Source organism: Mycobacterium sp. NTMscope_MAC_12 (assembly GCF_976985675.1).
Window position 1 is genome coordinate 2,782,168 of sequence record NZ_CDRJYY010000001.1, and the last position, 20,581, is coordinate 2,802,748.

At 64.0% G+C, this 20,581-nt stretch carries 22 protein-coding genes and 2 pseudogenes; 8 read left to right on the forward strand and 16 right to left on the reverse strand.

Annotation, left to right across the window (positions count from 1 at the left end):
- Nucleotides 1–173: 173 nt before the first annotated feature.
- From AC0KS4_RS12755 to AC0KS4_RS12770, 4 genes are read right to left on the reverse strand one after another with little or no spacing between them, the layout of a single operon-like run.
- Nucleotides 174–1,415: a cytochrome P450 gene (locus tag AC0KS4_RS12755; protein ID WP_238956038.1), complete on the reverse strand. Its 1,242-nt coding sequence runs from the start codon at nucleotides 1,413–1,415 to the stop codon at nucleotides 174–176.
- A gap of 16 nt (nucleotides 1,416–1,431) precedes the next feature.
- Complete coding sequence (locus tag AC0KS4_RS12760) at nucleotides 1,432–1,629, reverse strand: ferredoxin (RefSeq protein WP_014384985.1); 198 nt, start codon at nucleotides 1,627–1,629, stop codon at nucleotides 1,432–1,434.
- 11 nt (nucleotides 1,630–1,640) lie between these two features.
- The gene (locus tag AC0KS4_RS12765) at nucleotides 1,641–3,281 is read right to left on the reverse strand and encodes a GMC family oxidoreductase (protein ID WP_238956039.1); all 1,641 of its coding nucleotides are present in this window, start codon (nucleotides 3,279–3,281) and stop codon (nucleotides 1,641–1,643) included.
- On the reverse strand, nucleotides 3,278–4,099 hold the full coding sequence (locus tag AC0KS4_RS12770; RefSeq protein ID WP_238956040.1) for an NAD(P)-dependent oxidoreductase: 822 nt from the start codon (nucleotides 4,097–4,099) through the stop codon (nucleotides 3,278–3,280). The genes AC0KS4_RS12765 and AC0KS4_RS12770 overlap by 4 nt, the downstream gene beginning before the upstream one ends.
- 114 nt (nucleotides 4,100–4,213) lie before the next feature.
- Here AC0KS4_RS12770 and AC0KS4_RS12775 point away from each other — a divergent pair, with 114 nt between their 5' ends.
- Nucleotides 4,214–4,864: a TetR/AcrR family transcriptional regulator gene (locus AC0KS4_RS12775; protein WP_232065604.1), complete on the forward strand. Its 651-nt coding sequence runs from the start codon at nucleotides 4,214–4,216 to the stop codon at nucleotides 4,862–4,864.
- 21 nt (nucleotides 4,865–4,885) lie between these two features.
- On the opposite strand, the pseudogene AC0KS4_RS12780 reads toward AC0KS4_RS12775, so the two are convergent.
- Nucleotides 4,886–5,377 (reverse strand): annotated as a pseudogene (locus tag AC0KS4_RS12780) (TetR/AcrR family transcriptional regulator); the annotation flags it as partial.
- A gap of 116 nt (nucleotides 5,378–5,493) precedes the next feature.
- A complete protein-coding gene (locus AC0KS4_RS12785; protein WP_238957428.1) occupies nucleotides 5,494–5,844 on the reverse strand; it encodes a hypothetical protein in 351 nt (116 codons plus the stop codon).
- Here AC0KS4_RS12785 and AC0KS4_RS12790 point away from each other — a divergent pair.
- Nucleotides 5,809–5,981 (forward strand): annotated as a pseudogene (locus tag AC0KS4_RS12790) (acyl-CoA dehydrogenase family protein); the annotation flags it as partial. The gene AC0KS4_RS12785 and the pseudogene AC0KS4_RS12790 sit on opposite strands and share 36 nt — an antisense overlap.
- A 20-nt stretch (nucleotides 5,982–6,001) precedes the next feature.
- Here AC0KS4_RS12790 and AC0KS4_RS12795 read toward each other — a convergent pair.
- Complete coding sequence (locus tag AC0KS4_RS12795; protein WP_064939754.1) at nucleotides 6,002–7,201, reverse strand: amidohydrolase family protein; 1,200 nt, start codon at nucleotides 7,199–7,201, stop codon at nucleotides 6,002–6,004.
- 121 nt (nucleotides 7,202–7,322) lie between these two features.
- On the opposite strand from AC0KS4_RS12795, the gene AC0KS4_RS12800 reads away from it, so the two are divergent.
- Nucleotides 7,323–7,637 (forward strand): hypothetical protein, encoded by a 315-nt coding sequence (locus AC0KS4_RS12800; protein WP_064939752.1) that lies wholly within the window; start codon nucleotides 7,323–7,325, stop codon nucleotides 7,635–7,637.
- Nucleotides 7,638–7,657: 20 nt separating this feature from the next.
- Nucleotides 7,658–8,956, forward strand: a complete 1,299-nt coding sequence (locus tag AC0KS4_RS12805) for a TetR/AcrR family transcriptional regulator (protein WP_238956043.1) — start codon at nucleotides 7,658–7,660, stop codon at nucleotides 8,954–8,956.
- Between the two features lie 11 nt (nucleotides 8,957–8,967).
- Here AC0KS4_RS12805 and AC0KS4_RS12810 read toward each other — a convergent pair whose 3' ends face one another.
- From AC0KS4_RS12810 to AC0KS4_RS12820, 3 genes are read right to left on the reverse strand one after another with little or no spacing between them, the layout of a single operon-like run.
- Nucleotides 8,968–10,533, reverse strand: coding sequence for a class I adenylate-forming enzyme family protein (locus tag AC0KS4_RS12810; RefSeq protein ID WP_238956044.1), 1,566 nt, complete (start codon nucleotides 10,531–10,533; stop codon nucleotides 8,968–8,970).
- A gap of 3 nt (nucleotides 10,534–10,536) precedes the next feature.
- Nucleotides 10,537–11,730 (reverse strand): thiolase family protein, encoded by a 1,194-nt coding sequence (locus AC0KS4_RS12815; RefSeq protein WP_238956045.1) that lies wholly within the window; start codon nucleotides 11,728–11,730, stop codon nucleotides 10,537–10,539.
- Complete coding sequence (locus AC0KS4_RS12820) at nucleotides 11,727–12,185, reverse strand: MaoC family dehydratase (RefSeq protein ID WP_064939746.1); 459 nt, start codon at nucleotides 12,183–12,185, stop codon at nucleotides 11,727–11,729. Before AC0KS4_RS12820 ends, AC0KS4_RS12815 begins: the two co-directional genes overlap by 4 nt.
- Nucleotides 12,186–12,296: 111 nt before the next feature.
- On the opposite strand from AC0KS4_RS12820, the gene AC0KS4_RS12825 reads away from it, so the two are divergent.
- The 4 genes from AC0KS4_RS12825 to AC0KS4_RS12840 are packed head-to-tail and all read left to right on the forward strand — an operon-like array spanning nucleotide 12,297 to nucleotide 15,314.
- Nucleotides 12,297–13,487 carry a thiolase family protein gene (locus tag AC0KS4_RS12825; protein WP_238956046.1) on the forward strand — a complete coding sequence of 397 codons (1,191 nt, stop codon included), beginning with the start codon at nucleotides 12,297–12,299 and terminating at the stop codon, nucleotides 13,485–13,487.
- Between the two features lies 1 nt (nucleotide 13,488).
- Nucleotides 13,489–13,923, forward strand: coding sequence for a Zn-ribbon domain-containing OB-fold protein (locus AC0KS4_RS12830; protein WP_014384998.1), 435 nt, complete (start codon nucleotides 13,489–13,491; stop codon nucleotides 13,921–13,923).
- A 10-nt stretch (nucleotides 13,924–13,933) separates the two neighbouring features.
- Nucleotides 13,934–14,950, forward strand: a complete 1,017-nt coding sequence (locus AC0KS4_RS12835; protein ID WP_238956047.1) for a DUF2889 domain-containing protein — start codon at nucleotides 13,934–13,936, stop codon at nucleotides 14,948–14,950.
- A 28-nt stretch (nucleotides 14,951–14,978) separates the two neighbouring features.
- Nucleotides 14,979–15,314: an acyl-CoA dehydrogenase family protein gene (locus AC0KS4_RS12840; protein ID WP_425326350.1), complete on the forward strand. Its 336-nt coding sequence runs from the start codon at nucleotides 14,979–14,981 to the stop codon at nucleotides 15,312–15,314.
- Here the strand turns inward: AC0KS4_RS12840 and AC0KS4_RS12845 are convergent.
- From AC0KS4_RS12845 to AC0KS4_RS12870, 6 genes are all read right to left on the reverse strand, one after another.
- On the reverse strand, nucleotides 15,308–16,432 hold the full coding sequence (locus AC0KS4_RS12845) for a LuxR C-terminal-related transcriptional regulator (protein ID WP_238956048.1): 1,125 nt from the start codon (nucleotides 16,430–16,432) through the stop codon (nucleotides 15,308–15,310). The two genes, AC0KS4_RS12840 and AC0KS4_RS12845, sit on opposite strands and share 7 nt — an antisense overlap.
- Before the next feature lie 223 nt (nucleotides 16,433–16,655).
- Entirely contained in the window at nucleotides 16,656–17,144 is a 489-nt protein-coding gene (locus tag AC0KS4_RS12850; RefSeq protein ID WP_238956049.1) for a nuclear transport factor 2 family protein, read from the reverse strand.
- On the reverse strand, nucleotides 17,141–17,614 hold the full coding sequence (locus AC0KS4_RS12855; protein ID WP_238956050.1) for a nuclear transport factor 2 family protein: 474 nt from the start codon (nucleotides 17,612–17,614) through the stop codon (nucleotides 17,141–17,143). Before AC0KS4_RS12855 ends, AC0KS4_RS12850 begins: the two co-directional genes overlap by 4 nt.
- Complete coding sequence (locus tag AC0KS4_RS12860) at nucleotides 17,611–18,393, reverse strand: hypothetical protein (protein ID WP_238956051.1); 783 nt, start codon at nucleotides 18,391–18,393, stop codon at nucleotides 17,611–17,613. The genes AC0KS4_RS12855 and AC0KS4_RS12860 overlap by 4 nt, the downstream gene beginning before the upstream one ends.
- Before the next feature lie 27 nt (nucleotides 18,394–18,420).
- Nucleotides 18,421–19,686 (reverse strand): acyl-CoA dehydrogenase family protein, encoded by a 1,266-nt coding sequence (locus AC0KS4_RS12865; RefSeq protein WP_238956052.1) that lies wholly within the window; start codon nucleotides 19,684–19,686, stop codon nucleotides 18,421–18,423.
- A 120-nt stretch (nucleotides 19,687–19,806) separates the two neighbouring features.
- Nucleotides 19,807–20,322: a hypothetical protein gene (locus AC0KS4_RS12870; RefSeq protein ID WP_238956053.1), complete on the reverse strand. Its 516-nt coding sequence runs from the start codon at nucleotides 20,320–20,322 to the stop codon at nucleotides 19,807–19,809.
- Nucleotides 20,323–20,581: the final 259 nt, after the last annotated feature.

The window sequence follows — 20,581 nt, forward strand, 5'->3', positions numbered from 1 at the left end:
CTACGACCGACGGCCTTCGGCGTCAGACGCCGGCGAGTTGCCAATCGCCTGCGCTCACCCGCGGGAAATTGAGCATTCGGCGTGCGTTCTCCTCGACGATCAGCGAGCATTCGTCATCGGGCACCGCCGCGAGCACCTCGGCGGCCCGCTTGCGGGTGTATTTAGCATCGCCGTCACGTTGGACCTTGGCTGTCCGTTCGGGCCGGACCTCTCGACTGGCCGGGGGTGAAGGTGATCGGAAGGTGCTTGACCGCGTATACGTCCCCGGCGTCGGGGTACCTCTCGACATTGTCGAAGTCGACGGTGAAATCGGGGACGCGGGCCAGCAGCTCTGTGACCATGATCTTGAACATCACCCGCGCAAGATTCGATCCGAGACAGCGATGCACGCCGAGCGCGAAAGCCATGTGCCGGTTGTCCGAACGGTCCAGATCTAGCGTGTCCGGATCTTCGAACGCTCGGGGATCTCGGTTGCCCGCGGCGTACATCAACAGCACCCGCTCCCCTGCTTTCATCTCTCTGCCGTGGAAAACGGCATCCTTGGCGACCCGTCGGCTCAGCCCAATCGTCGGTGTCCCGTGCCGGAGGAACTCCTCGGTTGCCCGATCCAGGATCGTCGGATCGTCGATGATCCTGCGCCGTACCGCATCGTCGGCGGCGATCTTCAACAACGAGTTGCCGGTGAGGCCTGCTGTCGTGTCCATCCCGCCCAAGATCAGCAGAAACACGATGTTGACCAGATCGGCGTCGGTGAGTTTGCGTCCGTCCTGCTCATCGTTGATTAGGTCCGTCATCAATCCCGGACGTTGCGTCTCTCGCGACTCGTTGATCTCGGAGACGATTTGGCCGGCCATAGTGAGGATCTTGTTCATCGCCCCCTCGGGATCGGCGACTCGTTCGTGGACAAAGCCGTGCACCCAGCTGATCCATTCCCGCCAACGGGTGTGGTCGAACCCCAAGATCTTGAGAATCAACTGCGCAGGCAATGCCGTGAACAACTCCTGCGAGACATCGGCGCGACCTCGTTCGATGAACTCGTCGATGAACGCTGTGGTCATTTCCGTGATGTCGGGCTTAAGTTTTTTGGCTTCCCCCGGGGAGAGGTGCTTGAGCAGGAACGAGCGATAGAAGCCGACCTCCGGCGGATCGAAGTCGATCGGCGCAAGCTGCGGAGAGCCCGGCGCCGGCGGGACGCCCTTCCCGTTCTCGTCGGGTGTCGAGCTGAACACTTCCGTGTCGTGCAGGGCATCGAAGATCTCTTGGTACCCGCTGATTATCCAAAAGCCGCCCCACGCGCTGCTTTTAGCGACTGGGCATCGATCACGAATTCCCGCGAGCTTGCCGTAGGGGTCTTGCATGAATTGGGCGGAGTGCTGATCGAGGTCGGTGTCGAACTTGACGGCGTTGGTGGTCACGAGCGCGGCTCCTTTCTCAGTTCTCACGGCGAATGGTGATGACCTGCTCGGGGCACGCGCCGGCGCCCTCCTCCGCAGCGCGCTCGCTGCCGGCAGGTACCTCTGCACTGTCGCTGGCGATGTAGCCGAGATCGTCGAGCTCGAAGTAATCGCCCGAAGCCGTCGCGCACAGGGCGTGACCCTGACATTTGGACTTGTCAATTTCCGCTCGCATGAGATATCTCCTTACCGGCGTGAGCCGCTGGACTGACGATCAACCAGACCTTGATCGTGGAGAATGAAATCCGCTGCGCGCCAGGCCATCGCCATGATGGGTCCGTTGAGATTGCCGGCGATCATCATCGGCATGACTGAACAGTCCACGACGCGCAGTCCGTCGACGCCCCGCACGCGAAGCCGGCTATCGACGACGTCGTATTCGTCCGGGCCCATGGCGCAGGTTCCCACGGCGTGGTACCCGCAGTAACCGGCATCCAGCGCGGAATCGATCAGAGCCTCGTCCGTCTGAACCTGCGGACCGGGGAAGGTCTCGTGGCTGATTCGGTCGGAGATCGGCGGTTGGGAGAAGATGTTGCGGATCGTGCGCAGCAGGGCCACCCCGGTCTTGCGATCGTAATCACTGGCGAAGAAGTTGGGCGTTATCACCGGGTGGTCGTTGGGATCGGCCGAAGCGATCGCCACGGTGCCCTCCGACGTCGGGCGCAGGACCTCCCCCATGCATGAGATCCCCGGCTGCGTCTCCACTCCGACCGGTTCGCCGGGCTTATAGGTGCCGACTGACAGCGGACCGAGAAGGAGCTGACCGTCGACGCGACTCGCTGCGGGATCTGTCTTGACGAACGCCAGGATGTCGTAGGCAGGAGCAGCCAGCGGGCCCTTACGGGTTGCCAAATACTTGGCACCGGTAATCGCCTGAGCCAGAGTCGAAGCCAGCTGCCGGTTGTAGCCGAGATTCTCCGTGAGGCGGTACTTCACCGCCACGCAGCGATGCTCTCGCATGCGCCGCCCGACATTGGGCGCATTGACCAGTAGGGGGATGCCTGCTGAAGCGAGCACATCAGCAGGTCCGATTCCGGACAGCTGCAACAGTTTCGGCGAACCAAGACTACCCAGCGATAGGACGACTTCGCTGCGCGCCAGCGCTTCTGCACGGCTGCCCTTCCGCCGGAATACCACCCCGACGGCGCGACCGCGCGCGACGATCACGCGCTCGACAAGGGCTCCGGTCAACACCGTCAGGTTGGGTCGGGAGCGCACGGGCGCCAGGAACGCATCGGCGGCGCTGACTCGACGCCCGTTCTTGATCGTCGCCGGCGCCAGTCCCACCCGCTCCTCGTCGGACTCGTTGATGTCCACGACTTGTCGGAGGCCGATCCGCGTCGCCGACGTGATCATTTCGGCACAGAGCGGATCGGTATCGCTTTGCACTGAAACGTGCAAGGGTCCGCCCGAACCTCGAGTCGGCGTCGCTCCGAACGCGTGATCTTCGATCGACTTGAAGATGGGCAGGATGTCATCCCAACCCCATCCCTCATTTCCCAGGAGCAGAAGCTCGTCGTAATCATCACGGTTTCCGCGGTTGTAGACCATGCCGTTGATGGAACTCGAGCCCCCGAGGACCTTGCCCCGCGGCCAATACTCGAACTCCGCGTTGGGCCCGAAAGGTGTGGTGGGATAACGCCAGACAAGCTTTTCGTTCTCGAAGAGCTTGCCGAAACCCTTCGGCATGTGGATCAGCGGGGTGGTAGCGCGACCGCCAGCCTCAAGCAGCAGCACCCGGCAGGTCGGGTTTTCCGACAAGCGATTGGCAAGGACGCAGCCCGCAGAGCCGGCGCCAACGACGATGTAATCGTATTCCTGGGTCATCCGTTCTCCTGCGTCAGGTCGATTGGTCCGGTGCTGACGACGTGACCCAGTAGACCCAGTTCTGTGTCCGCCGCCGCGGCGAAGCTCAGGCAGGCCGCGACATCCTTGCGAAGGAAGGGCGTCACGACTTCAGTGAATTCGTGCAGGCCTCCAGCCGACTGAACGTATGACGAGGCGTTGCTTCCCCCGCTGCACACCGCGAGCGCGGCGAGCATGCTCTGCTCCTCGACTCCGAGCTGACGACCCAATTCGGCGGCTTGGACCACCAGCTGGGCATTGGCGGCGAACAGCAGATTGTTGATCAGCTTGATCGCCAGCGCCGAGCCCAATTCCCCAGTGGACAGGATCGGGTCGGCATACGCCGCCAGCACCGGCCGCACCCGCTCGACGGCAGCCGGTTGCCCACCGATCAGCACGGTGAGTTCACCGCGTTGGATGTGCTCGGCTGTGCCGCTGACAGGTGCGTCCAGGAACACCGGCGCGGTGGCCGACGAGGCCGCTAAATCCGTCAGCGTCGCGAGCGTGCCCGTGGTGTGCGAGACGAATACAGCGTCAGGCTTCGCGTTGGAGACGAAACCGCCAGGGCCCAAAGCGAGTTCACGCAGTTGAGCATCAGAAAACAGGCAGGAGACGATCACGTCGCTGGCCTCTGCGAGACCTTTGACACCGTTGACCAGCTGAGCACCGCGGTTCGCCAGGCGGTCCCGTACCTCTGGCCGACGCACGTAGACCACCACCTCGTGCCCGGCCTGCAACAGCCGAGTGACCATCGGTTCACCAAGCTGACCAGCGCCGATGAAGCCGACGACGTCGCCCACTCGTGACTCTCCACTTCTGACCACATATGCGTATTATTGTGGTGCGAACCACACATTATGGTGATATGTGGTGTTCGTCAAGATGTCGCCGAGCGAATTGAGATGATGGCGGGTATGGAGTCTGAGAACCGCGCTCTACGCGCCAGAGCCTGGGGGGCCGACCTGCCGGTCAGCGGCGCCGACGCCCGCGAACGGTTGCTCGTAGCGGCTGAGGCCTGTTACGCCGAGCGCGGCGTGAGCCGGACGACAATGAGCGACATCGCAAGCCGAGCCGGTGTGCACCGTCGCACGGTCTACGACTACTTTCCCACCAAAGACGCCTTGCTGGCAGCGTGCTTTGTCCGGGCCATCTCAGGGGTGCTCGAAGCCGCCGAACCCTGCTGGCATACTGACGAACCGTTCGTGGACCAGGTGGTCAACGCCATGCTCGTCGGACTGGCGGCCGCGCGGAGCTCTCCGACGATGGCTCTGTTGATCGGGGCCGACGAACTAGGGCAAACCTTTCATGCCGCCGAGGCCTCCGAACTCTGGCGAAAAGATCTTGCGGAAACGCTCGGTCAGCGATTGACCGCCGCCGCGGCAGCCGGCGAGGTTCGTGACGATGTCTCGGCGGAAACCATGGCGCACTGGCTCACTCGGATCGCCTTCAGTTTGGTCGCCGAGCCGGGTCGGCCGGAAGACGGCGGGGATGAAGGCCTCATCCGGGCCTTCGTCCCCGCGTCGCTGGGACGGATACCGTCTGCAAGGCCGCGTACTCGGTCTTGAGACTGCAATCGCCCGAACCCTCTATCGGGCGATAAGCGCTTCACCCATCGCGATCGCCGTGGACAGCGCGGCCTGTTTGCCTCGTCGAGAATCGTCCATAGTCGACGAGAACCACAGCGACTCGAGCATCGCCTCCAGTGCCGACCCTTGGGAGACGGGATCGCTCAGCGCGGTCCCGCGGATGCGGGTCGAGGTTACGGCCGATTCGAATTGCCCAGCGACGCTGCGCTTTCCAACGCGACTGCTGAAGGGTGGCGTCGGCGAACGCCGCAGCCGCCACACTGTAGCGAACGGCCCAAACGCGTCGAAATACAAGAAGAACCGTTCGACCCAGCAAGTGAGCACGGAATCGGCAGCACCCTCGGGCACTGCGTCAAGTGACGCGAGAACCTGGGACAGATGCTGGACGGACCTTTCCGCAACGGCAAGGAACGCTTCCTGCTTGGAGGCGAAATACACGCAAAACGTCGGCCGAGACACCCCGGCTCGTTGCACGATCTGCTCGACGCTCGCTGTGGAGTAGCCGAGTTCTTAAAACGTCAGCCGCGCCCCTTCCAGGATCTGTCCGCGCGTCCGATCCGTCTTGGTGCCGGCCGCCCACGGTGGCGTGCGTTCCCTGGCCCTCGTCGTCACGAGTGAAGCACACTGCCGGTCACCCGGATGCGACACGATCGCTTAACGCCGCCGGCACCAAACCGCCGCCGGTCGAGCATGAGGGCGCTAAGGGCGTTCGACTGGGGGTACTGCTCGCCGATTTCGAGCCCGGTGGCCGAGGAGTTGGCCGGTGGCTGGATGAGCCTGGCCGGCGCGGACGGCGGCCAAGTTGTCACAAAGCCGAACTCGTTGTACGGCAACGAAGAACAGCGAAAGAAATATCTGACCCAGATGACGAGTGGGCAGGTGTGCGCCACGATGGCGCTCACCGAACCCGGCGCATCGGACCGGCCATGGAAATCGCGCTCAACGCCGTCCGAATCCACGGCGGCTACGGCTACTCCACCGAGTACGAGTCGAGCGCTACTTCCGCGACGCCCCTCTCACGATCGTCGGCGAGGGAAACAACGAGGTACAGCGCAATGTCATTGCCGCGCAGCTGGTCTCGCGGGGCAGACTCTAGACGACCGACGGCCTTCGGCGTCAGACGCCGGCGAGTTGCCGATCGCCTGCGCTCACCCGCGGGAAGTTGAGCATTCGGCGTGCGTTCTCCTCGACGATCAGCGAGCATTCGTCATCGGGCACCGCCGCGAGCACCTCGGCGGCCCGCTTGCGCGAGTTGGGCCAGTTGGAATCGCTGTGGGGGAAGTCGATCTCGAGCGTGATCCGGTCGATGCCGATGCTGTGCCGGTTCGCCAGGCCGTGCTCGTCGTCGATGAAGCAGCCCCAGAAGTGCTTGCGGAACAAGTCCGACGGACGGGTGTCAAAGTCGATGTTTTGGTAGTAGCGGTGGCGCTCCCACACGTAATCGGACCGCTCCAGGATGTAAGGCACCCAACCGATGCCGCCCTCAGCGAGCGAGATCTGGAGATCCGGGAACTGCTGCAGCTTGCCGGAGAACAGCAGATCGACCGTGGACCACATCAGGTTTGTCGAGAACAGCGCCGTTGCGACCGCAAAAGGTGCGTCGGGCACCGCCATTTGACCCGGAACCGGCTTGATCGTGGAGAACGAGAAGCCCGGCACAAAGGAGCCGGACCCGAAGTGCAGCGACACCGGCATCTTGGCGTCCGAGCAGACCTGCCACAAGCGGTCCCAGTGGTCGGAGTGGAACGAGGGCAATCCCAGCGGCACCGGGCTGTCCGGGAATGAGATCGTGCGTGCACCTTTGGCGGCTACGCGCTCGGCCTCGGCCACGCATGCGTCGATGTCCCAGGTCGGCAGGATCGCCAACGGGATATAGCGCTCCGGCGCTGTGGCACACCACTCGTCGATGTAGAAGTCGTTCCACGCCTTGACGCACAGCAGCGCCAAGTCTTTGTCCTCGGCACGCTGGAACGTGCCGCCGCCGAATCCGGGGAACGACGGGAAGCACAACGCCGACTGCACGCCGTCGAGGTCCATGTCGGCGACACGCGCGACCGGGTCGTAACAGCCCGGAATCATGTCCTCGTAGCGGACGGGATCCATGCCCCACTCCTCCGGCGGTTTGCCGGCGACCGCGTTCAGCCCGATGGTCGGAAAGACCTGCCCGTCGTAGTGCCACAGATGCATACCGTTTTCCTCGACAATGCGCGGGCCCCGTTCGAGGTACTTCTGCGGCAACCGGTCCTGCCACACCCGTGGGTGCTCGACCAAGTGGTCATCGACGGAGACGATCTGGTGGTCATCCTGAAGCGGCATGATGCTCCTTCGCATCTGACGAGCTGTCGTACTTTTCTGACATATCGTCTTGTTTTCTGACGGTTCGTCTCACAGACTATATGAGGTACGCCACATTCGTCTAGACGTTGAGAGGCGCGACATGAAATTCACGGACAGAGCCGCGGACGACGCGGGCCGCGACAAGGTCGATGAAGACGACCACGACCTGCTGACCTTCGGCGAAGCGGGTGAGCGACTTCGCATCGAGATCGCCGAGGCTGCGCGGGAGGTGCAACGTTTGGCGCAATCCGGGCCGGTCAAGACGCTGGAGAAGGCCCAGGCCCGCCTCGAGGCGCTACGGTCGGCTGCTACCCGCAACAGCGCGCAGCCCATCAACGACGCCAACTTCGAGAAGTTCTTCGGCTATCCCGGCAAGGCCAAGCGCAACCTGCCCGGAGCGCCGTCGGCCCAATGAGCGTGTCGGATACTTCTTTTATGGTTCACACCCCCGGCAAGCTGCGGCGCCCCGGCTACGCCCCCGCGGCGAATGCCGGCGTGGGGCGCCGCGGACTGCATACCCGCGAGCGCATACTCGGATGTGCCGCAGAGGTGTTCCTGGCCAACGGATTTCACGCCACCTCGCTCGACACTGTCGCCAAGGCGGCCCGCGCCTCCCGCGCGACTGTTTATCAGTACTTCGCCGGCAAGGAGGAGATCTTTCGTGAACTGAGTGCGATGGCCGGACACGATGTCCTCGTACACGGCGAGCACCTCGGCGGACTCGGCCCGACGGTCGACGGAGTCGGCAACTTGCAACGGTGGCTGGCCGAATGGGCGGACATCTACGACACCCACGCCGCGGTATTCGCCGAGTTTCCGGGCATCGGCACGGCCACCGGGTTGGCCGTCATCGACGCCAGTACGGCCGCCAACCAGTTTCACCAGACGGTCACCGATCGGCTGCGGAAGACGCGCCTGCGCGGTCTGGACGCCGACGACGCGGCCGCAGCACTGGGCCGCATTCCCCACATGGTTCATCTCTACCGGTACCGGGCGATGTTTCCGTTGCCCGACCCCGCAACCGTTACCTGGTCGCTGACCGTCGCCTTGCAGCTCATGCTGTTTCCCGAGACCCCCGCCAACGTGCTGCACGCGGTAACACCGCGGGCAGCAGACCGGCGCGCGCGAACACCACCGCCTGCCCTCGATAGTGGTCCGGCGAAACCGGCCACCGAGGCGCCAAGCTCACCAATTCCGCAAGACGTGGTGTCGGTCAGTTCGGCGTTGTTCGCCGAACGCGGCTACTACGCCGTCAGCATGGAGGACATCGCGGCCGCCGCCGATATCAGCCGCGCGACCTTGTACCGACACTTCAGCACGAAGGACAAGATCCTGGCCGAGCTGACCCGCCGGGCGGTCGTCGAGATCGAGGAGCACGCTGCCGCTCTGCCGGCCATGGCCGGCGATTCGCTGACCGAATGGATGCTTGGCTACGTCCGATTCCATCGCGCCTACCGCGGCGTGATCCGAGCATGGTTTGACGGCACGGTCGCAGAACAACTCTCCGATGCCGATGTCGACCACGGCATCGGCGCGATCTTCCAAGCGGTCGCCGCGCTACTGGCTACCGTCGACCTGCCGGCCGGCATCGACGCCGATGTGGCGGGCGCGGTGTTTGTGGCGGTCCTGGGCCGGATGTCCGAGCCGACGGGGGCAAGTGCGCCGGACAGCGATGAGCGGGCCGCACTGTTGATGGTCAAACTGTTGCGCCGCTCCCTCCTGCGCGAAACGTGAGCTTTGGGAGCTCAGCCGGCGGCAGCCTTCAGGTCGGCGCGCAGCCGTTTCTTGTCCACCTTGCCGCTGGCCAGTACAGGCAATTCGGCGACCAGCACCAGTCGACGAGGCACCTTGTAGCGCGCCAGCCGTTGCCGCACGCCCTCTTGCAGCGTGGCCAGGGTCGGCGATGCACCGCTGCGCGGCACCACGACCGCGCAGACCGCTTCGCCCCACCTGTCGTCGGGCACCCCGACGACAGCGCAGGCGGCGACCCCCTCAACCGCACAGACCGCATCCTCGACCTCGGGCGAATAAATATTCTCTCCGCCGCTGATGATCACGTCCTTCTTGCGGTCCATCAGATAAAGCAGCCCGCGCCCGTCCAATCGGCCCATGTCGCCGGTGCGACACCATCCGTCCTGCAGCGTCGCCTGGGTTGCGGCCGCGTCCTGCCAGTAGCCGCGGAACATCGAGTCGGACCGCACGACGATCTCACCTGCCTGCCCCACGGGCACGGCACCGCCGTCCTCATCGACAAGGCGCACCCGCGTGTCGGGAAATGGGAAGCCAACGGAGCTCAGTCGCTCGGCAACGTCGGGTCCATCGAGGATGTGTAGTTCGCGGGGCAACCCGGAGACGATGACTTCCGTCTGTCCGTAGAGGTTGAGGAAACCCGCGTCCGGCAGCATGACGAGCGCTCGCCGCAGGACGGCCGCAGTCATCGGCGCGGCCGAATAGACCACGGTGCGAACGGATTCCATCGCCAAGCGGTCACTCACCTCATCAAGAAGTGCCTTGAGCATGACCGGCGCTAGGTGCAACACCGTAATCCGCTCGTCGGCGATAAGCCGCGCCGCATCGGCCGCGTCGAACTGTTGCTGCAGTACCACGGTTCCGCCCCGAGCATGCAGTCCGCCGACGATCGCGAGCGCACCGAAATGGAACATCGGCATGTTGATCAGCCCGCGATCGGCGCTGCCGCAACGTATCTCGTTGTTCATGGTGAACATGACCCGGCGCATTTCCCGCTGCCCCAGGATGCAGCATTTGGACGCGCCGGTCGTGCCGCTGGTGAACAGCAGGTACGCGATGTCGTCGGGCCGGGCAGCGAATTCGGGTTCTTCGCTGCGGCCGACTTGCTCGACGAATCGCTCGTAGCCGATGATTCCCGGCCGGTCCTCTCCGCCGATGACCACCAGGTTGGGCCCCGACGGCATAGCGGTTACGGCGTCGGCGATCGCCGGCATGAACTCCTCGGCACAGAACACGATCGACGGATCGACGCGACGCAGCGCATCGGCCACCTCCGATGGCGTGAGCCGGAAGTTGATGGTGGCCATGATGATTCCGCTGAGTTGCGCGGCCGCATTCAGCTCGCCGAACTCGATGCTGTTGCGGCTCAACACCGCGATGCGGTTCTGGCGCCCCACCCCGGCCGCGGCCATCGCCGACACCAATCGGACTGCCCGGTCCCGTAACTGCCCGTGGGTGACGGTGCGGTGGTCGTGCCGGTAGGCGACGACATCGGGAAAGCGGACCGCGTTGTCGGTCACTATGTCACCGAGTGTCATGTCATCGACCGCGGCCATCGACATGAGTTATCGGCTACTCAACAGCATCGATCCGGCGACCGGTCCACCGCCCACACCGACGGCCACCACCTCGGGAACGCGGGGCACCTGGCGATCGCCGCCCTCGCCCCACAGCTGCACGCACGCCTCGTGCAGGAAGCCCATGCCGTGCAGTCGACCGCCGGAGAGTTGTCCGCCGCTGGTGTTGATCGGCAGCGGACCGTCCAGAGCGATCCGCGAACCGTCGTCGATGAATTCGCCGACCTTGCCGTGCTCGCAGAAGCCCATCGCTTCCAGCCACATCACAGTCAGGAAGGAGAAGCCGTCATAGAGCTGGGCCATGTCGACGTCGGCAGGAGTCAGCGTGGTGTGCTCCCACAGCGTGGCGGCCGAATCGTGGGCGGCCATCGTGGTGATGTCGCGGCGCTGGTCCCAGGTCGCCCGCTCGAACATGCCGGGCCCGACGGACTCCACCGTCAGTGGGTGCCGCGGCAGGCCGTTGGCGGCATCGCGGCACGACACGATCACGGCGGTGGCGCCGTCGCAGGGCACGTCGCAGTCGTAGAGGCACAGCGGCTCGGAGATCATCCGTGCGCCAAGGTAGTCGTCCATCGTCATTGGTTCGCGGTAGATCGCATCGGGGTTGAGTCCGGCGTTGGTGCGGGCATTGATCGCGATGCGGCCGAGATGCTCACGGGTCAGCCCGAAGTCGTGCATATAACGCTGGGCGGGCATGGCCAGCCAGTTCGCCGCCGACAGTGCGCCAAAGGGCGCTGTCCACTCCAGGTGCGGGGGCAGCTCGCCGCCGCCGAAGAGCACCGAGGCCCGACCGCCACCGGCCTGCTGCGCGGCGGTGGATTCCCATACCGACCGGTAGACCACAACGTGGTTCGCCAGCCCAAGACTGACCGCCATGCACGCCTCGATCACCGGGCCGATCTGCCCCGCGGTCTCCATCGCCGAGACGTACCAGCGGGAGCGCAGTCCGAGTGCGTTGCGGACCTCCTGGACGGCGGCTCCGGAGAATCCTGGATCCGGAACACCCGGTCCCGGGTAACTCGCAATGCCGTCGACGTCGTCGACACTCAGCCCGGCATCGGCGATGGCTCGCTGCACCGCCTCGAGGGTAAGGTCAAGTCCGGTCCGCCCGAGCCTGCGGCCGACTTGTGACTTACCCGCCCCGGTGAGAACGGCCTTTCCATCGAACGGACCGCCGGTCACCAGACAAACCTAGCGATCAGCTCGGCGACCGCGGCCGGCTTGTCGACACCGTCGATCTCCACGGTGTGACGCACGGTCAGGTTCACGGTCTCGTCGTCGACCTTTGCGGCATCCGCGAGCTCGGATCTGACCCGGATGCGGCTGCCCGCGGTGACCGCGGACAGAAACCGTACCTTGTTCAGGCCATAGTTGATGCCCATCTTGGCATTCTCGACGCGGTAGTTGTCCTTGCTCACACCGGGGATGAGTGAGAGCGTGAGGAAGCCGTGCGCGATCGTTGCGCCGTAAGGGCTTTCAGCCCTGGCCTTCCCGACGTCTACGTGGATCCACTGGTGATCCATGGTGACGTCGGCGAAAGCATCGATCCGGCTCTGGTCGATATCCACCCAACGGCTGACGCCGAGTTCCTCCCCGATCGTCGCGAGCGCATCGTCCACGGACCTGATCACCTTCATGGGCTGCTCCAAACATCACCATGGCCTGATATACCGATATCTATATAACGGTATAGACTGGCCACGCTCATCGGGCAACCAGCCCGCCCCTCTGACGATCTAGGGAGACATATGGCCACCACCAGGTCCCGCGCAGCGATCGTGGCCGCTGCCCGCACACCGATCGGAACGTCGCGCAAGGGCACGCTGGCCAACATGCCCGCGATCGAGCTCGCCAAGCCCGTCGTCGCGGCGGTCGTGGATCGGTCCGGTCTGGATGCGGCGGAATTCGAGGACCTAGTACTGGCCGAGAGCCTGCAAGGCGGCGGTGACAGTGCCCGCTACATCGCGGTCGACCTCGGGTTGACCAATGTTCCCGGGCTGGCCGTCAACCGCCAGTGCGCCTCCAGCCTCTCGGCGATCGCCGTGGGCGCGGGGCAGATCGCGGCCGGCATGAGCCGCGCCATTCTGGCCGGCGGCATGGAATCCTGCTCCACCACACCACTTCTGCGCAAGCGCAAGCCGTTCACGTCGGGTAAGTCGGCCGAAGACTACGAGGACCCGTGGTTCCCGCTCTCACATCCGCCCACCGCGGATGCACCAGCGCTGGATATGTCGATCACCGTCGCGCACAACTGCGCCGTGCAGTACGGCATCTCCCGCGAGGCGCAGGACCAGTGGGCGCTGCGCAGTCACCAACGCGCGGTCAAGGCGATCGATGCCGGCTCATTCGTTGAAGAGATCGTGCCGGTCCAGGTGCCACAAGCCGACGGCACCACGATCACGTTCGCCGAAGACGAGCATCCCAGACGCGGCAGTTCGATGGAGTCGCTGGCGGGCCTGAAAGTGTTGCATCCCGAGATCGAAGGCTTCACCGTGACGGCCGGCAATTCCTCGGGCATTAACGACGCCGCCGCCATGGTGGCGCTCGCGGCCCCGGACACCGCGAACGACGTGCTCGCGCAGATCCTTTCGTGGAGTGCGGTCGGGGTGGCGCCGAACCGAACAGGCAGCGGGCCCATCACCGCCATTCCCAAGGCGCTCGAGTTGGCCGGCCGCAAGCTCGAAGACGTCGCACTGTTCGAGATCAACGAGGCCTTCGCCGCGCAGGCGGTCGCGTGCGCCCGCGAACTCGGGCTCGACGAGGAGATCGTCAACGTCTACGGCTCGGGCATCAGCCTCGGCCACCCGATCGCCGCGACCGGTGCCCGGATGGCCACCTCGGCGATCTACGAATTGCGTAGGCGTGGTGGAGGTATCGGCGTGCTGTCCATGTGCGCCGGCGGTGGTATGGGTGCCGCGATGGTCATCGAGGTGGCCTGAGATGACCACACTAATCACCGAGGGACTGTTCCGCGTCGACGGCGACCGCGCGGTGCTGTTCGCTTCGCGCAGACGCTCGTCGGGTGCGGTGAAGTTCCCCGCGGAGCGGCCCGAGCTCTTCGACGGTGACCCCGATATCCAGGACGACATCGAGTCGATCGAATTGTCCAGCGAAGGAACGCTTTACACCTACACGACGCAGGAGTTCCCGCCGCCGTTGCCGTACAAGGGCAATCGGGACCCAAAGGTATTCCAGCCCTATGTGGTGGGCTTCGTCGAGCTGGCCGAAGGTGTGCTGGTGGAGACGCTGATCGTCGGCGCGACCCCGGCCGAACTTCGGATCGGCCAGCCCCTGGTGTCGACCACCACCACGCTGGAGACCGCCGACGGCCAGTCGCTATTGACGTTCGCGTTCCGGCCGGCCGAGGAGAGCTAGAGTCTATCCGGTGACGGACCTGGGCTCCCCGCCCTTCGGGTTACATCCACTGCACGGCGTGCACGAGCCCACGACCGGCAATCCACGGCGACGGCCGCGGTCCGCGCGCCGAACCACGTCGATCGACATGACCCGCGACGAGGGCTCGCTGGACCCGGTGTATCTGGATGGGCGGGCGCGCGATCTGTGGACGGCGGCCGACGGAACGGTGACCGAACTCGGCGCCGCGACGCTCTCGGCCACTATCGAGCTGATCGCCCGCGTTGTCCGTCATGTCGAGGTGACGCCACCGGTCGCCGCGATGACCCGGCTGGCGGGCGCGCCCGCGATGAGCGGGTTTCGCGCCGCGGCCGACAAGGTCGCTCCCGAGCTACGGCAAGCCCGCGACCTGCGCTACACCCTGCTCGACGACGTTCCCGTCGTCACGCTGATATCGGGCCATGCGCTCTCGGCGTCGAACCTGCTCGGCGACGTCGCGAAGTCGGGATACCTGCCAGTCGCCGACCAGTGTGCGGGCTTCGCGACCGGCGGGCTGCTGCTGACGTCGTTCGAGGCGGGCGATCCCGCGATCGTCACCGGCCCGGAGGCTCCCGACCTCGATCACGGCGAGGACTCTTGGGCCTGGCACCCGATGGCGCGCTTGGCGCCACAAGCCATGCGCCGCAGGCGGCGCATCGACATCTTCGAAGAAACCGCCGGGCGAGTCGGCATCGATGCGATGTTCCGCGACACCTACGTGCGAAGCGACGGGATGGAGACGATCATCCACGAGTACACCTTGGACGCCGTCGTGGACCCCGAGACCGGCGTCATCGTCGAGTCGCGGGCCATACCGCGGGTACTGCCCTGGCAGGAATGCCCGGGGGCGGTCGCCAGCGCCGGGCGAATCGCTGGAATGACGTTGCAGGACTTGCACTTCCGGGTCCGCCACGAACTGTCCGGTACCAGCACCTGCACCCACCTCAATGATCTGCTGCGCAGCGTCGCCGACGCCGAGGCCCTGCTGGCGCGTCTGGCACAGGCCTAACCACCGAGGAGATGCTTGCAAGTCGGCTGTGCTTGTCGCGCTCTTCGCGATTTCTCATCCGCTGGCCAAGGCGAAAATTGCGGTCGACTTGGCCGCGATGATGACAGCGAAGGCCGTCTGGCTCTACGAGAACGGCCTACCTGCGGGTGAGGTCGCCAACATGGCCAAGTACGCCGCCGCGGAGGCGGCCGTCGGCGCGGTGGAGCATGCCATCCAGGTGCACGGCGGCAACGGGCTGAGCGCCGAATGCGGCTTGATCCCGCAGTGGGGCATCGCCAGGTTGCTTCGCATCGCGCCGGTGAGCCGCGAAATGATCCTCAATTACATCGCCCAGCCCACACTCGCGCTACCTCGCTCTTACTGAGCCCCAAGACAAGTCGACGCTCGTTCCTGCAAGAACCATGCGATCGCCTGGGTGCGGTTGACTGCTCCGTACTTACGGAGGATATGTTTGACATGCGTCTTGACGGTACCCACGCTGATGACGAGTTCCTCTGCGATGGCCTGATTCGACGCCCCTCGCACCATGAGATGAAACACGTCAGCCTCCCTTTCGGTGAGGTCCGGCGTCGACGGCGCATCGCCGAGCGCCGCTGAGTGCCCATAGTTGAAACGCGAGCTCTCGATGCCTGATTCGCAGAGTTCATCGATGCGGTCGACGGCAGTGAACAACAATTCCCTGGCGTTGTCACGCTGAGTGCGGAGCTGTTCGCGGAGGACGGCCCGCTCGTAGAGGTGGCTGAATCCCTGGGCAAAAGCCCAGACCACGTCGCGGTCGGATTCGTCGACGCGTCGCGGCAATGGGTGATGGTCTGAATGCACAAACCCGATCACACGGTCGCCGTGAATCAGTGGTGCGACCACGTATGAACGGCACTGCCCAGATTGGACGACCAAAGGACGGTGGACGGGCGCGATATCGGTGTCGTACACCAGTGAAGGACGCCGTTTGACCAACAGCTCGTTTTCCGGAAGAGGCGCCGCCAATGGGACCGTTTGATTGACCCAGTCGCTGAACCACGCGCCGGTCTCCTCGTTCGAACGGTCGTGCAGCATAAGCAGTTTCCAGTCTTTACCCTGCACCCGCGATAGGACGGCCCGATGAAAGCCACAGCTCAGCACCAGCGCTTCACACGCCATTTCCATTAATGCAGCCGAGCTGGCTACGCCGCGCAGCCGGCTGAGGGCCGCGACGCAACCCGCGAGTCGATCGCCACGCATACCCGTTTCGTATAGGTAGTAGTCCATCGCCAGCTGCTGCAGATCAAGGATCAGCAGACTCAGGCGTCGGGCGGGCTGCGGGTCAGAGGCCTTGATTCCGCGCAACGCGCCAACGCACGCGTGCGTGAGCGATGAGACGATATCAGGTGAGTGCCACGGCGCGTCCCACGTGACACTCGGCAACAGCTGATTGCCGCCCAACGCCGCGAACACTTCTTCGCGCAACCCGGCCAGCCGCCCCACCAGGTCGATCTCGTCCATCCACCATGGAGCGTGGACCCGGCCGGATAAGAGCATCGGATTACTGTCCCCGCCGAAGCTTACCGCCATCCTACCGCTCCCCTGCGCGGTTCTACTCGCGCCCGATCCGCGCATTTCGCTTCGCTTTAGATTCTGTTAACAGAATGAACTGTCGCATACGTTGACCGATTGCCGCAAGGCTCTCGCCGAAGCGGCGAGAGCCGGCCCGCGGTGTCGCCGGAGCTTAGGCCGGCAACGTGGACGGATCGAAGTCTTCGTCCCAATAGTGAGGCGTGACGATGGGCAGGCCCAGTTGCTGATAGATGCGGTTGTCGTTGATGATCGTCGCTTCCTGGGCGATCTTCCCTTGGTCATCGAATTCGAGGAAGGTCGACGCCAGGGTCTCCACGCGGCGGCCATCCGCCGGGACACCGTGGAAGGCATCGAGGTATTCGATCGCGTAATCCCAATGGATGAAGATATGGCCATTGCCGGTGAACACCTCGGTGACGGTCATCGAGTGAACGCCGTCACCGGACGACGGATCCTGGTTGGACCAGTACGCAAGTTTTGATCGCAGTTCGGCGCGGTCGTTGATCGAGTCCTCCATGTGGTCGTCCACTTTGGCGAGTTCGATGACGAACTTCGTGTCAGGTGCGTAGAGCGCGGCATGGGCGTTCAGGTCGTGGGTGCGTGTGTGTGCCCATCTAACTGCGAAGTCACGATCGGTCATTTTGGATTCCTCGTCGACTGCGGCTGCTTGGTGAGCAGGCTTTTGGCCACGCCGCCATAGCCAATGCTGGTGAGCCACGCAGTCGGGTCCCACCAGGCGGAGTCGCGGGTGATCTTGCCTGTGCTGTCGTAGGTGTGAAACGAGCGGCCCTGTGTCCAGAATGTTTTGTCCTTGACGTCGAGCCCAAGGAAACGCGCCGCGTGCTGCGGGCTCCACTCCCAGCGAATCAGCGCACTACGATGGTCACCTTGGAAACTACGAACTCTGATGTTGTGAATACCGATCCCGTTGGTGGTGTCGGCATTGGCGAACAGCGAGAAGGCTCGAATCAGCGTCGGTTTGTCGGTGATCTGTAGCTGATCCAGGATGGGATCTTCGAAGATGAAGTCGTCGGCATACAGGGCTGCGACTTCTTCAGGATCTCGCCGGAATGCCTTGAGCCACTGAACAGCGAACGCGTAGCTGGTCATTCGACACTCTCCATATCCTTGCTGAGCTGAGGGTCAGCCTCAGCGTCGAGTTCGGCCTGACGCCGTTTGATGTCTTTGCGCATGTAGTAGGCCAATCCATCAGACCAAACACCCCAGATGACGATCGGGATGTAAAAGCCGAGCAGGCCATTCCAGGCGAAGGCGCCGGTCATTGCGAAGGCGCAGCCGTTAGCCATTGGCACGAAGAGGGCACCGATGATCGTGGCCTTCGTGAACCAGCGCGGCACCAATGGCTGACGGCGCCTGTCGTGCCAGGTGACCGCTGCGGTGGCCAACATCTGTTGCGTCAGACCTACCCACCCGACGAGGAAACTGAACCATGCGGCGTCGTTGAGCCCAACCAGCACATCGGGATTGGCCGGCGTATCAGCACGGTATGCCACCCCTATCCATAGGCAGTTGGACACGAAGACGTAGATCACCACTGAGAATCCACCGAACAGCTGGGCTAGAGACATCAGTGGCGAGCGCCCTTCGAAACGCCACAGCCACAGCCCGACTTGGATGGTGTAGATGCAGAAGAACGCGGTACTAAGGCAGAACACCGACATGCCAAGGATGACCTCGAACCGCCGGTCGGCATACCACGCCTTCAGCTGCTCCGGGGAAAGGCTCGCTCCCGCCGGGTCGAACCAATGCGCCAGAACGAACCATCCCCCGAGGGCTAGAGCGAAAAATATTGGCGCGCACCATGTTCCGAATAGTTCGTACTTTATATTGACCTTGATTGACATCGTTTGCGGTTCAATAGGTTCCATGTGTGGTTCTTTCGCCCCGCAGATCCGTCAGGCCTTGGCTAGCTCGGCACTTTCGACCGTGTCGATCTCCCGTGCGGTGGGCGGTTCAAGGAGGCCCAGCTCGGCGCGCCCGAGAAGGTCGTAGGCCTGATCCGTGGTCAGCGGATGGAACGGCCCGGCCCGGGAGTCCCGGTAGAGCCGCTCAAAGATGCTGCCGCGCCGGAATGCGCCCCCGCCGATCAGCCGGAGGGCCCCATCGCAGACGCGCAGCGCGGTTTCGGTCGTGGTGACCTTGGCGACGTCGAGAAAAGCGGCCCGCGCCATAGGATTCCACTCGGAGTCCCTGCCATCGAAGAGGATTCGTGCCGTCGATTCCAGGACTCGTTTGGCTGCCTCGACATCGAGCAGCATCCGTCCCAATTTGTATTGAACGAATCCGATGCCGGCGAGCGCAACATTCTTGCCTTCCGCCGTGGCACCCAGTGTCTTCGTCCGCAACGCGTCGCGGCACTCTTCGTAGGCTTTTTCCGCGTGCCCGCAGTAGACGCCGGAAAACGGCATCGTCACCCATTCGAAGTGGCCGAACAGGCCTTGACGGAAGTTGCCGCCGAAGTTTTCCGACGAGACGTAGACGTCGTCGAATAGGACGGTCTGGGTTCCGGTCGCACGCATGCCCATGGTGTCCCAGGTGCGATCGATCGAGATGCCAGGGGAATCCATCGGCAACCAGAACGTGCACTCGGTGGCGGCACGCTCGCCAACGTCGTCCGGCAGGTTGCCGTTCGCATCGCTGACAGCAGCATTCAGGGAGACGAGGTCAGCGGCTTCTGCCAGGGTGGTCCAGGTCTTCTTCCCGTGCAATCGGAAGCCGCCGTCTGACTGGGGGATCGCATATGTGTCGGCGAGGCCGGTGATGCCGGCCCTTTCCTCGCTGAAGCCTCCGCACAACAGCGCGTCTTCTTCGATGACCCGCTTGAAGACCTTGTCGCGCGCAGCGGGTTCCAGGACGTTGGCTAGCAGGCCGACCATGACCTGGTGCATGTTGTAGGACAGAGCGATGGCCGGGTCACCCTTGGCGAGCTCCTTGGAAACCAAAGTGACTGACCAGATGTCGCCGCCTAGTCCGCCCTGGTCCTTTGGGATCTGCAGGCGCGCCAGACCGCTGGACTTATACAGCGGCACAGTGTCCAATGGGAACTGGTTATTTTCATCGCCGGCCCGGCCCCGCTTGGCGAACTCGACCGCGAGGCCTCGAGCAATTTCCAAGAACTGCGCCCGCTCTTCGGGGGTGTTCTCGATGTCGTGTCTGGCCATATCTCGCCTTCTGCTGATCTGGTATTACCGCAGCGTAAGTCGGGCCGTCGGCGACGGCATCATGCATTTGGGGCCACTTACACCCCACAAAGGAATACCCCCGTCGGGCTGACAGGGGCGTCACGTCACGACTACGCGGGCGGCATCGAGGTTCGGGATGCGCCGTGAGGTCACCGTGACGTCGCCGTCGCGGTGGGACTCAACGAGTGCGGTGGGAAAATAGGTGCCGGGGGTTTGGAAGGTCCACTGGAGGGCGTCGGTGACTTCGACTGAGCTACCGTCAGTTTCGCGGCTGACCGGGTAGGTGCCTGTCCCATCCAGATCCCATTTGATCGACACGATGGTGCCTGCCTGAGGAGGCACTTCCGCGCGGACTTCTAATCGCACCGATGTTCCGGCGCGGACCTGTATGCATTTGGCGCCGTCGGCGGTTACGGAGACGACGGGTTGAATTCCGCCGCGTTCCTTAGCCGAAGCCGGCAAAATGATCTGCCCGTCGTCCAGTCGGAAGTGCGTCTCTGCCGGCTCCACCGCGTTCTCGACCCAGTCGGTCAGGTCGACGAGAGACTGCTCTACGTGGGCGGGGTAGTCGACGAGCCAGGTGTTGTTGGCCCTGTCCGGGGCGGGGGCCGCCATGTAGGGCGGACCGTGTTCGGCGTTCTGTAGCCACCGCAGCCGAAAGCACTCCCGCGAACGGGCCGGCCCGACTTCCCATAGATGGTCGGATCGTCGCCGGCCTTCGGGTCTTTGACGTCGCCGATGTGGCCCATGTTCGTTTCGACCATGTAGCCCCCGAGCCTGAAGATCATTTCGACGCCGCCGGTAACCGCGCCGATCGGTTCGGCGGCCACGTTTTCGTGCCCGGCGTTGGCGCCCTCCAAACGCTGGTAGAGCC

Excerpts from the sequence above, each read along its gene's own strand:
- AC0KS4_RS12795 (WP_064939754.1), bottom strand. The coding sequence starts at position 7,201 with ATGCCGCTTCAGGATGACCACCAGATCGTCTCCGTCGATGACCACTTG.
- AC0KS4_RS12765 (WP_238956039.1), bottom strand. The coding sequence starts at position 3,281 with ATGACCCAGGAATACGATTACATCGTCGTTGGCGCCGGCTCTGCGGGC.
- AC0KS4_RS12820 (WP_064939746.1), bottom strand. The coding sequence starts at position 12,185 with ATGAAGGTGATCAGGTCCGTGGACGATGCGCTCGCGACGATCGGGGAG.
- AC0KS4_RS12850 (WP_238956049.1), bottom strand. The coding sequence starts at position 17,144 with ATGACCGATCGTGACTTCGCAGTTAGATGGGCACACACACGCACCCAC.
- AC0KS4_RS12845 (WP_238956048.1), bottom strand. The coding sequence starts at position 16,432 with ATGGACGAGATCGACCTGGTGGGGCGGCTGGCCGGGTTGCGCGAAGAA.
- AC0KS4_RS12855 (WP_238956050.1), bottom strand. The coding sequence starts at position 17,614 with ATGACCAGCTACGCGTTCGCTGTTCAGTGGCTCAAGGCATTCCGGCGA.
- AC0KS4_RS12800 (WP_064939752.1), top strand. The coding sequence starts at position 7,323 with ATGAAATTCACGGACAGAGCCGCGGACGACGCGGGCCGCGACAAGGTC.
- AC0KS4_RS12865 (WP_238956052.1), bottom strand. The coding sequence starts at position 19,686 with ATGGCCAGACACGACATCGAGAACACCCCCGAAGAGCGGGCGCAGTTC.
- AC0KS4_RS12810 (WP_238956044.1), bottom strand. The coding sequence starts at position 10,533 with ATGTCGATGGCCGCGGTCGATGACATGACACTCGGTGACATAGTGACC.
- AC0KS4_RS12775 (WP_232065604.1), top strand. The coding sequence starts at position 4,214 with ATGGAGTCTGAGAACCGCGCTCTACGCGCCAGAGCCTGGGGGGCCGAC.
- AC0KS4_RS12860 (WP_238956051.1), bottom strand. The coding sequence starts at position 18,393 with ATGGAACCTATTGAACCGCAAACGATGTCAATCAAGGTCAATATAAAG.
- AC0KS4_RS12825 (WP_238956046.1), top strand. The coding sequence starts at position 12,297 with ATGGCCACCACCAGGTCCCGCGCAGCGATCGTGGCCGCTGCCCGCACA.
- AC0KS4_RS12805 (WP_238956043.1), top strand. The coding sequence starts at position 7,658 with ATGGTTCACACCCCCGGCAAGCTGCGGCGCCCCGGCTACGCCCCCGCG.
- AC0KS4_RS12830 (WP_014384998.1), top strand. The coding sequence starts at position 13,489 with ATGACCACACTAATCACCGAGGGACTGTTCCGCGTCGACGGCGACCGC.
- AC0KS4_RS12760 (WP_014384985.1), bottom strand. The coding sequence starts at position 1,629 with ATGCGAGCGGAAATTGACAAGTCCAAATGTCAGGGTCACGCCCTGTGC.
- AC0KS4_RS12870 (WP_238956053.1), bottom strand. The coding sequence starts at position 20,322 with ATGGCGGCCCCCGCCCCGGACAGGGCCAACAACACCTGGCTCGTCGAC.